9 protein-coding genes are annotated in these 11674 nt (G+C 60.0%); 6 read left to right on the forward strand and 3 right to left on the reverse strand.

Going from position 1 to position 11674, the window contains the following annotated elements:
• The first annotated feature begins 219 nt into the window (after positions 1-219).
• Genes FZZ90_RS06425 through FZZ90_RS06445 form a run of 5 tightly spaced genes read left to right on the forward strand, consistent with a single transcriptional unit; the run spans position 220 to position 5543 of the window.
• Positions 220-1167 (forward strand): hypothetical protein, encoded by a 948-nt coding sequence (locus FZZ90_RS06425; protein WP_226424888.1) that lies wholly within the window; start codon positions 220-222, stop codon positions 1165-1167.
• Entirely contained in the window at positions 1164-2303 is a 1140-nt protein-coding gene (locus FZZ90_RS06430; protein ID WP_226424889.1) for a glycosyltransferase, read from the forward strand. Before FZZ90_RS06425 ends, FZZ90_RS06430 begins: the two co-directional genes overlap by 4 nt.
• Positions 2304-2320: 17 nt before the next feature.
• Positions 2321-3565: a glycosyltransferase gene (locus FZZ90_RS06435; RefSeq protein ID WP_226424890.1), complete on the forward strand. Its 1245-nt coding sequence runs from the start codon at positions 2321-2323 to the stop codon at positions 3563-3565.
• Positions 3562-4686 carry a glycosyltransferase gene (locus tag FZZ90_RS06440; protein ID WP_226424891.1) on the forward strand — a complete coding sequence of 375 codons (1125 nt, stop codon included), beginning with the start codon at positions 3562-3564 and terminating at the stop codon, positions 4684-4686. Before FZZ90_RS06435 ends, FZZ90_RS06440 begins: the two co-directional genes overlap by 4 nt.
• Entirely contained in the window at positions 4683-5543 is an 861-nt protein-coding gene (locus FZZ90_RS06445; RefSeq protein WP_226424892.1) for a sulfotransferase, read from the forward strand. The genes FZZ90_RS06440 and FZZ90_RS06445 overlap by 4 nt, the downstream gene beginning before the upstream one ends.
• Positions 5544-5548: 5 nt before the next feature.
• Here the strand turns inward: FZZ90_RS06445 and FZZ90_RS06450 are convergent, their stop codons facing one another.
• From FZZ90_RS06450 to FZZ90_RS06460, 3 genes are all read right to left on the reverse strand, one after another.
• Complete coding sequence (locus FZZ90_RS06450) at positions 5549-6379, reverse strand: sulfotransferase family protein (RefSeq protein WP_226424893.1); 831 nt, start codon at positions 6377-6379, stop codon at positions 5549-5551.
• 24 nt (positions 6380-6403) lie between these two features.
• The gene (kdsA, locus tag FZZ90_RS06455; protein ID WP_226424894.1) at positions 6404-7252 is read right to left on the reverse strand and encodes a 3-deoxy-8-phosphooctulonate synthase; all 849 of its coding nucleotides are present in this window, start codon (positions 7250-7252) and stop codon (positions 6404-6406) included.
• A 64-nt stretch (positions 7253-7316) separates the two neighbouring features.
• Positions 7317-9125 (reverse strand): hypothetical protein, encoded by a 1809-nt coding sequence (locus FZZ90_RS06460; protein WP_226424895.1) that lies wholly within the window; start codon positions 9123-9125, stop codon positions 7317-7319.
• Between the two features lie 138 nt (positions 9126-9263).
• Here FZZ90_RS06460 and FZZ90_RS06465 point away from each other — a divergent pair, with 138 nt between their 5' ends.
• The gene (locus FZZ90_RS06465) at positions 9264-11654 is read left to right on the forward strand and encodes a UvrD-helicase domain-containing protein (protein ID WP_226424896.1); all 2391 of its coding nucleotides are present in this window, start codon (positions 9264-9266) and stop codon (positions 11652-11654) included.
• The last annotated feature ends 20 nt before the right edge of the window (positions 11655-11674 follow it).

The raw sequence follows: 11674 nt of genomic DNA on the forward strand, positions 1-11674 counted from the left end.
GAGCAGCTCTCTCGACAGCTAGCTGCTTTCAAGAAATGGCTCAAACGAGTTGCTCCGCCGATTTTTGCGTTACTGAAAGCTCTGAACCAGCGGCGTGAACGGGTCTGGACCAGTTCGTTGGCGTATGTCTGGCGAAACAGTCGCTTGGGTCATGCTTTCGGCGTTGTTGTGTTTCGGCTCACGCAGGGGAGGCTCACGTCAGCGTCAACCAGCTACCTCATGTTTGATGCCAGCCTTCGCCTTCACGACTATCAACAAGCGTCCTGGATTGCTGATTCGGCACGCCGCCGCTGGCCGGATGCCATCGATGTTGTTGCAATGCAGTGCACCTTGGCGCTGAGGTCTGGTGCCTTGTCCGAAGCCTTTGCTCTGCTGGAGCGCTGCCTGTTGGCTTCCGATTATCGGGCTGTGGATCGTGTTCTATTTCGTACCGGATCCCGCCCCCGTGATCTCCACCAAAGCGATGAGGTCTTTCGTTGGCTCGCGCATCGTGCGGACCTTGACCTCACCCGGCGCTCCTATGCGCTGGTCGCTGAGGCCTATCTGATTCTTCGCTTGAAGAATATGGCGCGTGCCCAGCAGTTGGTTGTGGCATTGGAGGACGTCGCGGAGACGTTGCGCAGCGATGGAGCAACAACCTGTTGCTTGCAGTCCAATCGCCAAAACCTAGGAAAGCTGTACGTGTCCATTAGCAGTGCCACTTATCACCTCGCTCTGCTTCAAGGGGACATGCCATTGTTGGCGCGCTGTTGGCAACGCTTGGCTGCATTCAGTCATGCGATCAACAGGGATCAGATGAATCCTGATGCCTTGTTCCGCATGTCCAGCAACCTCGGACGAGGTCTTGCCCTTGGCTTTCTGCTGGATCCCCGTCAATACGGAACGGTCCGCAGTGATGCGTTGACCCTGTTGAAAGCTTGGTCGAGCGCCAACGCTGTAGGACTTGCTCCGAGGCGACGTGTCAGGGGAAGGACGCCTCAGGAAAACCATCTCCTCTTCCTTGAGTCGTTGCAGAAAAGTTGTGAGGAGCTTCACCAGGCGGGTGGTTCCGTGACCCCAGAGGCATGCCGTGATTGGGCCCGACTGCTAAATCACTCCTCGGAAGGGAGCTTGACTGACACGATCGCGGCCTTGGTGCAGAGGCAATTGAACGAGCCAGAGCCATGAAGGCAGCAGCTCAGCAGCGCAGGTCGGTCCTGCTTTTCATTGATTCTCTCAAGCTTGGTGGTGCTGAGCGCGTCACTCTTCAATGGGCCGAATGGTTGTCGGAAGCCGGTTGGAACGTCACCTTGTTGACCTCGAAGCCCGCTAGCCACGATTTCTATCCCGTCCCCTCTGGTCTCCGTCGCTTGCGGGAGCCTGGCCTCTTGGGCTTGTTGGATCGTTCCTTGTTTTGGCCGTTGAAGCTTTTGCGCTTGCGCAAGTTGCTTCGACGAGAGCAACCAGATCTCTTGATCGGTATGACGACGCTGCCATCGATCAAGTTGGCGCTGGCGGCGATCGGTCTGTCGTCGCGCTTGGTGATCTCGGAGCGCAACTATCCTCCGGCCCGTCCATTGGCTTGGCGTTGGCGTCTGCTGCGTCGTTTGGCGTATCCCAGAGCTGATTTGCATTTGGTGCAAACGCAGGGCATTGCCCAATGGCTTCATCAACGGGGCTTGGCCCGCCGCACCGCGGTTTTGCCCAATGCGATCGTTTGGCCGATCCCAAGACTTGCTCCCCAGCTCACTCCCGAGGCTTTTGTTCCGTCGGGGCAGAAGATGATCTTGGCGGTTGGTACCAAGCTCCATCAGAAAGGCTTTGACCGCTTGGTGGCCGCTTTTGCTGGCCTACAGGCTGACTTCACCGATTGGTCGCTGGTGATTTTGGGCATCGAGGACGAGCCGTATCGCGGTCTCCATCAGGCGGCACGGCTGCGCCAGCTGATGGGTTCAGACTCCTCCCGTTTGGTCCTTCCGGGGAACGTCGGCAACGTGGGGGATTGGTACAGGGCCAGTGATCTGTTTGTTCTTGCATCTCGGTTTGAGGGCTATCCCAATGTGTTGCTTGAGGCGATGGCCTCTGGTCTTGCCTGCCTTGCGGTGGACTGTCCGACGGGCCCCGCGGATCTGATTGATCCAGGATTGAACGGTTGGCTTGTGTCCGAGCACGTCGCTTCCACCGACATGGCAACACCTTTGCGCCGGGCCTTGGAGGACGTCGCTGCGCGTGCGGCCTTTGGGTCCAAGGCGCAAGCGGTCCGCCAACGCAATGCACCGGAGAGTTTGCGTCCTCTGTTTCTCGATTTGGTGGGGTCTCTTTGATGCAAGAGCCTTTGGTCGTGAATTCAAGCCGTGATGATCTGTGGCTGGTGCTGCCGCATCTGGGGGCGGGGGGCGCTCAGAAAGTGGCTCTGATTGCCGCCCGTCATTTCGCCGCTCAGGGATTGAAGGTGAAGCTGGTCACGCTCATCCCAGGGCATGCCGTGGCCCACGCCCTTCCCGAAGGGATCCCACTGCTTGAACTGGGAGCACCGACCCATCGCTCCTGGTGGGCCCGCGCTGGTCGTTTTGCCCTTGCCCAATTGGACAAGCTGATCCGACTGGTCTTTCAGCTGCAGCTTCGCTGGTTTGCCGGCTGGTTCCAAGCCCGGGTTGATCCAGGGGCGCAGGGCCTGGCCATGCAGCTGTTTCGAGTCGGAACCGAGGCGACAGCTGGTTTTCGCTTTCGGCAGCTGCGCCGGCAGTTCCGCCGTCAGCGGCCCCATCGGGTCTTGGCCCTGCTCACCCGCACCAACATCACCTGTTGTTGTGCCGCCTGGGATTTGCCGATCCACCTCGTGGTGTCGGAGCGCAACGATCCCTCGCTTCAGCTGCTGCCGGAGGTGTGGCAACGCCTGCGGCCCCTTGCCTATCGCCGGGCGGATGTAGTGACCGCCAACACAGCAGGCGTTCTCACGGCTTTGGAATCCATGGGGCCCTGGGAGCGTTTAGCCCTGCTGCCCAATCCATTGCCCTGTGCGCCTGCACCTGCCGTCGACAGCGGGACGACCAACGCCATCGGCTTCATCACCGTGGCCAGGTTGGTGCCCCAGAAGGGGCTGGATGTGTTGATTGAAGCCTTACCCAGGTTGAGCGGCGCTGCAGCGGCTTGGCCCGTCACGTTGGTGGGTGATGGACCGGAGCGCGACCGATTGCAGGCGCAGGCGCAGGATCTGGGCGTGTCGGATCAGCTGCGATTGCTGGGGTTCCGCTCTGATCCGGAGCGCTTCCTGCTGGCAGCGGCTGTGTTTGTGCTGCCTTCCCGTTTTGAAGGCATGCCCAATGCTCTGCTGGAGGCCATGGCTGCTGGTCTGGCCGTGATCGTGACGAATGCCTCGCCAGGTCCATTGGAGTTGGTGGAACCGGGGGTGAGCGGTTTGGTCGTGCCGAGCGATGATCCTGTCGCTCTGGCTGCAGCCATGAAGTCGCTGGCCGCGGATCCAGAGCGTTGCCGACGCATGGGTGCGGCGGCCAGGGAGCGAATCGCTGCGTTGGATTGGCCCCAGTTGGAGCCGCTCTGGCGGTCGATCCTGGCCTTGTCATGACAGCACGTGTTCTAGTGCTGGCGCCGACCCGGCGGGCGCGGACGGAAACCTTCGTGCGCGCGAATTTGGTCCGCTTGCCGTTTGCGGTGGAGGCCTGTTTCGGGGATGAGATTCCCTGGCGCGAGCCCCTCAAAGCGCTGTATGGCCTGGCGGTCCTCACCAGCAAGGTCTGCACCCGGTTGGGTTGGCTTCGGCTGGCCACCCTGCCCGCGTCCGTCGTGGCTGTGCTGTTGGTGCGCCGCCACCGGCCGGATGTGGTGATGGTGGAGTTCGGCTTTCATGCCGTTCGGGTGATGGAGCTGGCCCGCACGGGAGTTCCCCTGGCGGTTCACTTCCGCGGAGCCGATGCTTCCGCGGAGCGTTACGTGAGGCGCCTGGAGCAGCGTTATCGCCGTTTGTTTGAGCTCACCTCGGCTGTGATCGTCAAGAACCAGACGATGTGGAGTCGTTTGGTCGCCCTGGGTGCCAAGCCGGCACAGCTTTTGATCAGTCCATCCGGTGCCGATGAGCAGCGGTTTCAGGGGGCCACTCCCGCCTCCATGCCACCACGGTTTCTGGCGGTGGGCCGCTTTGTGTCCAAAAAGGGTCCGCTGGACACCCTGGAAGCCTTTGCACTCTTACGGGGCCTGACGGACCAGGCCGATGCCTGCAGCTTGGTGATGGTGGGTGATGGACCTCTGTTCCCCCTCGTGCAGGACAGGGCCCGCCAGCTCGGCCTTGAGCAGTTTGTTCAGTTCCCTGGCGTGCTGTCACCCGATGCGGTGGCCCAGGAGATGCGTCGTGCACGGGTGTTTGTCCAGCATTCCCGCACGGCGGAGGATGGGGATGAGGAGGGATGCCCGGTCTCCGTGATGGAAGCTCAACTTTGCGGTCTGCCCGTTGTGGCCACCCGTCATGGCGGGATTCCTGATGTGGTTGTGGATCAGCAGACCGGGCGGCTGGTGGAGGAAGGTGACCGTCAGGCGATGGCGGAGGCGATGGCCTTGCTGGTGGATCAGCCGGATCTCGCGGCTGCTTGGGGTGCGGCTGGGCAGCTGCGGGCTCAGGCTCGGTTCACCGTGGCCCATCACGTGGATCAGATCACAATGCTTCTCAACGATCTGGTGGGCCATAGCCGATGAGCAGCAAGCGATTGAAGTTGCTGCTGATTCGTGGTCTCGGCCACAGCGGCACAACAATGTTGGATTTGGCCCTGGGGGCGCATCCGCAGATCATTGGCCTGGGTGAGGCGGCGCGAATTCTGGCGACGCCACGGCCGGGGGATGAGCATCGCGGGCCCAGCCAACTGCGCGGTGCTCACCGGTTTGAGCGGCGTTGCACCTGTGGGGTCGTTGCCGCGGAGTGCCCAATCTGGGGCCCTCAGCTTGAGTGGTTGCGCTTGCACGACCAAGCGCCGATGCAGGAGAAAGTGCAGCGGCTGCTGATGGATTCACCCCACGCCGGTGAGGCGGTATGGCATGTCGACTCGTATCAGGATGATCTGCAGATGACGCGGTTGCCCGAGGCGTTGTTTGACATCCGGATCATCCATCTCGTGCGCGATGTGCGCTCCTGGGTTCATTCCCGGGCGCAGGCCGGCCGTAAGGCAGGCCAACGCTGGCCGGCAGCGCGTCAGCTGGCGCGCTGGTGGCGTGTCAACGCCAAGTTTGAACGGGCCTTTCGGCAGTCTTCGTACCCGGTGTTTCGTCTCGGATATGAGGAATTTGCGCTTCAGCCCCAGCGCAGTTTGCAGTTGCTCTGCTCCTGGCTGTCCATCGAGTTCCAAGAGACGATGCTGGCGCCTGGTCTGAACAGCAGCAGTCACATTCTCGCGGGAAACCGGGTGCGTTTCGATGCGGATCGCAGTCGAAAGATTGCCTACGACGGTGCCTGGCTGGCGGAGCCAGGGCCCACGGCTGCGCATCTCGGCTTGCTCTTGCCCGGGGTGGCCCGGATGAACCGCCGCCTGGTGTATTTCAACGACCTGCTCCGCCGCTGATGGCCTTAGGCCTCCCGCCAGGTCATGGCGGTGGCCCAGTGCTCCTCAACGTTCAGATCCGGGCAGCGCTCCTGCACAGCCGTCACCAAAGGGGCGAAATGCCGGCCCAGGCGCTGAAGCACTTCCCGCGGCACCGACGTGGTGGCCTGACTGGCATTCACGCGGTGGCTCAAATCAGGGACGTGTTCCGGGATGCCGAGATACCGGCACAACTCTCGATGTGTCGCTGGTTTGAACAGGGTTTCGTACAGGCCGATGAAGATCTCCGATTCAGCAAGTCCGCCCCGCACTGCATCGAGGGTTGCGGGGTAATCGTTTCGTGGAGATTCACGTTTGAGCAGCTTGAGGCTGGCTTTGTTCAGGTGCTCGATTTCATGCGCGGGTGTGAGCAAACCACGCTTGCGCAGTTGCATGCGTTGTTGCGACAAGAACCGTTCCACTGGGTCGCGCATGATGAACACCGCCCGCGTTTTCACGTTCCGTTGCGCGAAGGCTTTCTGGATGCGCTGATAGCTTTCAGCGCTCAACCCGGCATAGGAGGGGGTGATGTCTCCTGTCAGGCGGATCTTGGCTGGCTTGAGCCGTGAGGCGAAGTAGTCGAAGTAGCGCTCGGGATTTGCGATGAATCGCGCCCGACGCCAGGTGCGCCACTTCAGTGGTGAGGGGCGCTTGGGCCTGAAGCCGGCAAACCGCTCCAGCTCGAGAGCATCGAAGACGTGGTACTCCTTGAGAAAACCAAAATCGGCGTCGCTACGGCGATGCAGTTGATCGTGTAGCCAGGAGGTTCCTGCTTTCTGGGCACCAACGCCGAGCAGAAAGGTTGCGTCAGAGGCCAAGACGTTCTGCCCTTTGAACTCGCATCAGTTGATCTGAAGTAGTGGCATGCCCTTCACCAGATCGTCGATGGCTTTGACCTGCGTGAGAAATGGTTCCAGCTGATCAAGAGGTAGGGCGCTGGGGCCATCGCAGCGGGCTTGCGCCGGGTCTGGGTGTGCTTCCAGGAACAAACCAGCCAGGCCAACCGCCATGCCAGAGCGGGCCAGGTCCACCACCTGGCCGCGACGTCCGCCTGAGGCAGCACCACCTGGATCTCTGCACTGCAGGGCGTGGGTGACATCAAAGATCAGCGGCAGGTCATCGCAGGTGCGTTTCATCACGCCGAAGCCCAGCATGTCCACCACGAGATTGTCGTAACCGAAGTTGGTTCCCCGCTCGCACAGCAGCAGCTTCTCGTTCCCGCATTCGCGGAATTTGTCCACGATGTTGCGCATCTGTTCCGGGCTGAGGAACTGGGGCTTCTTGATGTTGATTACTGCGCCGGTGTCCGCCATGGCGCGAACCAGATCGGTCTGCCTGGCCAGGAAAGCCGGCAGCTGGATGATGTCCGCCACCTTGGCGGCAGCCACGGCTTCCTCCGGACTGTGCACATCCGTGATTACTGGAATGCCGTGGGTGTCCTTCACCGCCTGGAGGATCTGCAGCCCTTCGTTGAGGCCGGGGCCCCGGAAGGAATGAATGGAGGAACGGTTGGCCTTGTCGTAGGACGCCTTGAACACCAACGGGATGTTCAGCCTTCCGCAGACGTCTTTGTAGTGGCCGGCGCAACGCAGGGCGAAGTCGAGATCTTCGAGAACGTTCACGCCACCCAGCAGGGCGAAGGGACGGTCGTTCGCGAATGTGATGTCACCCAGTTGGATCTGATGCGCCACGGTTTTAAGCACGTCCAATGATCGGCGAGCCTACCCGCCTTCAATCCATTCGCTTCTGGGTGGATCATCGGCGGCGGAAGATCCGTGCGTATTCACGGTTTGGATCCTCTTGATAGAGCACGTCGTAGTTGGAGAGATCAATGCCGTATTTGGTTAGTTTTTTGCCCGTGTCAAAGTCGACCAAATAATCGCCTGGTTGAGGTGTGTAGAGCTCCCCTTTCCCGATGCCGGCTTTGATGATGTAGCGCCGGGTGTCAATGTCGTAATACACAAGACGGTCGTAGGTCAGAGCTTTCATCTGATCGGAATGTTTGAACCATCCTTTGGAGTAGATGAGGTTGACGGTTTCGCCATTCTCTTTGGCGCGTTGTGTGATGGCTCTGGCTTCGTTCAGGGTTGTTCGCCATGAACGTTGTTTCCAGCTGATTAGTTGTGCGCGTTGTCGGAATGTGGCGGCTTGTCGATCTTCAATGTTCAGCAGCAGCAACGTGGTGCCGAGGGCAACAGCTTGAGCCTGACGACTGTTGATGCGTTGTTGCAGCTTCGGTGCCACAAGGCTTTCCCAGATCATCAAGATGTCGAGAACGGCAACAAACTGAATTGGCAGGCTCATGTAGTTGCTGCCTTCCAGGCCCACCAAGGCATACAGGGCAAACCCATAGGCCAGTGCGGCAATGTTGAACCCATCGAGGGCGGTGACGTTGGCTTGTCTGCGACAGATCAGCCAGAATCGTATTGCGATGAAGCCCAGCAAGACGATCATGCGAACATCCAGTGCCAGGACCGAAAAGCCCAGATGTGCGTCATAGCGCGGTACATCTGCGGCAAGGCTGGGAAGAGCACTGAGAATCGCAAACGAGGCCAGAAAGAACAGCGCCAGGCTGACGATTGCGATGTCCAACGCATAAGCCTCTCTCCATTGGGAGGGCTTGATCGATCCCCATGCTGGGCGGTTGGGTATGGCTCCAAGGCCGCCGGCGATGAGCGTGTTTGCTGGAGGGATGACGGCCAGAAGCACGGCCGTGTCTTTGAAAAATGGGATAAACAGCGCGAAAAGTAGTGCGAGTCGACCGTTCCGAGGCTGGCCTGAGTCCAGGTAAATGCAGTAGTGATAGGCGTATAGCGCGAGCAGAAATGTGAGAAATCTCTCGCTGTATATGAATTGAAAATAGTTGTAAGCGGATGCACTTGTGAAGAGGAACAGAAGCGTTCCCATCAGGATGAGTGAAGCGCTAGTGCCGTTTTTCTTGATCCGTTCAATCAGCTTGCAGCCCAGGATGATGGTGGCGATGAGTTCAAGGGCGCTCACCAGTGACCAGACCTTGGTGTAGGGCGTCACCCAGCTGAGGATGTGAAGATCTTGATGCGAAAGAGGAAAGAAGCGAAAGTCATTGCGTCCCATCGTTTCGTTGATCAGCCTTTCCCTGATGCTGAAATTGTTCAGGAGCTGGTCGTTGAGTATCTCGTTATACCAAGTGAGAATTTCTTTATAGAACCAGCTGCTTTCCTGAATCATCAGCACCACATAAATTGTCAGGACAACCGTGACAACTGGATGTTGTTTGATGAAATCTGTGACCGCAAATGGCCAGGACTTTTGTGGCCCTGGTCTCTCGTCCTCTGTGCTGGTTTTGACGATTGAATGAATCAGCAGTCCAGCAAGAACAGCCAAAACAGCGATCCATCCCCCATGGGCGATGGCGTTGTATTGGCTCAGTAGAGATTCCCTTGTCGTTTCTGGAAGAGTGCTGAATCCGCTTGTGCCGGACTGAAGCCAAAGCGCCAGGCATGGGCTGATAATCAATGCGGTTCCAGACAGCGTTGACAGCCAGAAGGTCCAGCGTTGTTCAAAGACCGTGGTCGTGTCTCGCATGGCCTAGCGAATGTCTTGATCGGGTTTGGGTTCGACCAGGTCGACGACCTTGGCCTGCAGAGCCTGGGTCAAGTCGAAGCTCAGAGGAAGGCCATCGCAGCTGCGTTGGAGGCATCTAAGCACCACTAATCTCCACCCATGAGCTTTTTGGCCGGCCTCAACGACGCCCAGCGACGGGCTGTAGACCATCACGAGGGGCCCCTGCTGGTGGTGGCAGGCGCTGGCAGTGGAAAAACGCGCGCCCTCACCCATCGGATTGCTCACTTGATCGGTGAGCACGGTGCTGATCCCGCCCAGATCCTGGCGGTGACCTTCACCAACAAAGCCGCCCGCGAGATGAAGGAGCGGCTCGAGGTTCTCCTTGCGCAGCGTTTGGCCCAAAGCCAGTACGGCCAGCCCTGGAGCACCCTTCCACCAGTGGAGCAACGTCAGTTGCGTTCACGCATCTACCGGGAGGTGACCAAGGAGCTGTGGATCGGCACCTTCCACGCTCTGTTTGCGCGGATGCTCCGCTACGACATCGACAAGTTCAAGGACGCCGAAGGACTCAGCTGGACAAAGCAGTTCTCGATCTACGACGAAGCGGACGCCCAGAGCCTGGTGAAGGAGATCGTGACCCAGGAGCTGCAGTTGGATCCCAAGCGGTTCGAGCCCAAGAAGACCCGCTGGGCCATTAGCAATGCCAAGAACCAGGGTTGGCTGCCGGACCAGCTGGAGGCGAATGCCGAAGGCCAGCGGGGCAAGCTCACGGCCGATGTCTACCGGCGTTACCGCAAAGCCTTGGCGGCCAACAACGCTCTGGATTTCGACGATTTGCTGTTGCTGCCTGTGCAGTTGCTCCAGCAGAACGAGCAGGTGCGCAGCTACTGGCACCGCCGTTTTCGCCATGTGCTCGTGGATGAATACCAGGACACCAACCGCACCCAGTACGACTTGATCAAGCTGCTGGTCACCGACGGCAAGGAGCCTCAGGATGTTGAGGACTGGTCAGGCCGCTCGGTTTTTGTAGTTGGTGACGCCGACCAGAGCATTTACAGCTTCCGAGCGGCTGACTTCACGATCCTGATGGGGTTCCAGGACGATTTCGGCGATCAGGCACCGGATGACTCCACCCGAACGATGGTGAAGCTGGAGGAGAACTACCGCTCCACCGCCACGATTCTCGAGGCAGCGAATGCCTTGATCGCCAACAACAGCGAACGGATCGACAAGGTGCTCCGTCCCACCCGCGGGGAAGGAGAGCTGATCACCCTCACCCGCTGTGACGACGAGATCGCCGAGGCGGAAGCCGTCGTGCACCGCATGCGCACGATGGAAGCCGCCAACCCCGAGTTGAGCTGGGGCGATATGGCGGTGCTGTATCGCACCAATGCCCAGTCCCGTGCGATTGAGGAATCTCTGGTGCGCTGGGGCATCCCTTACATCGTTGTGGGGGGGCTGCGCTTCTACGACCGGCGTGAAATCAAGGATCTGCTGGCCTATTTGCGGCTGTTGGTGAATCCGGCTGACACCGTGAGCCTGCTGCGGGTAATCAATGTGCCCAAACGAGGCATCGGTAAGACCACGATTCAGCGCCTCACCGATGCGGCCAATCAACTGGGAATCCCGCTCTGGGATGTGGTGAGTGATCCCGAGGCGGTGCGCTCCCTCGGCGGCCGCTCCGCCAAGGGGCTTCTCCAGTTCTGTGAGCTGGTGAACGATCTGAAAGCCCGCAGCCGTGATGTAGCGCCATCGGAATTGATTCAGCAGGTGATGGAGAAGAGCGGCTACGTCAGTGAGTTGATTGCCGATGGCACCGATGAGGCTGATGAGCGGCGCCGCAACCTCCAGGAACTGGTCAATGCCGCTCTCCAGTACCAGGAGGAAAACGAGGAGGGTGACCTGGAGGGATTCCTGGCCACGGCGGCCCTCTCCAGCGATGCCGACAGCAAAGACACGGCGGCCGATCGCGTCACCTTGATGACCCTGCACAGCAGCAAGGGCCTCGAATTCCCTGTGGTGTGCTTGGTGGGTCTTGAGCAGGGATTGTTCCCCAGTTACCGATCCCTGGATGACCCGGCCTCGCTGGAGGAAGAACGCCGGCTTTGTTATGTGGGCATTACTCGAGCCAAGGAACGTCTGTTCCTCTCCCATGCCTGTGAGCGTCGTCTCTGGGGCGGCATGCGTGAAGCGGCGGTGCCTTCAGTGTTTCTCTCAGAGCTGCCGGAAGCCCTGATCCAGGGCGATATCCCGCAGACCGGTGGGGCGGCGCTCCGGCGTGAACGCCGCCTCGACCGGCTCACCCGGGTGGACCGCGACAAGCCGACATCGGCCCCCGCCAATGCTGTGCGTCGCCGGCAGGCCGGCCCTGCTCCAGGCCGCAGCTGGCAGGTCGGCGATCAGGTCATCCACGCCAGCTTCGGGGTTGGTGAAATCACCCACACCTTCGGCAGCGGCGAGAAAGTGTCGATCGCGGTCAAGTTTGCGGGGATGGGCCCCAAGATCCTCGATCCGCGCCTGGCACCGATCGAACCCGTGACCACCGCTTAATCTCCCCAACAGCCATCCCC

This window comes from Synechococcus sp. MU1617 (assembly GCF_020514235.1).
In the GTDB taxonomy this organism is placed as follows: Bacteria; Cyanobacteriota; Cyanobacteriia; order PCC-6307; family Cyanobiaceae; genus Parasynechococcus.

Coding starts and splice junctions, on each gene's coding strand:
- FZZ90_RS06440 (WP_226424891.1), top strand. CDS start 3,562: ATGACAGCACGTGTTCTAGTGCTGGCGCCGACCCGGCGGGCGCGGACG.
- FZZ90_RS06445 (WP_226424892.1), top strand. CDS start 4,683: ATGAGCAGCAAGCGATTGAAGTTGCTGCTGATTCGTGGTCTCGGCCAC.
- FZZ90_RS06465 (WP_226424896.1), top strand. CDS start 9,264: ATGAGCTTTTTGGCCGGCCTCAACGACGCCCAGCGACGGGCTGTAGAC.
- FZZ90_RS06425 (WP_226424888.1), top strand. CDS start 220: ATGTTTGATGCCAGCCTTCGCCTTCACGACTATCAACAAGCGTCCTGG.
- FZZ90_RS06430 (WP_226424889.1), top strand. CDS start 1,164: ATGAAGGCAGCAGCTCAGCAGCGCAGGTCGGTCCTGCTTTTCATTGAT.
- FZZ90_RS06460 (WP_226424895.1), bottom strand. CDS start 9,125: ATGCGAGACACGACCACGGTCTTTGAACAACGCTGGACCTTCTGGCTG.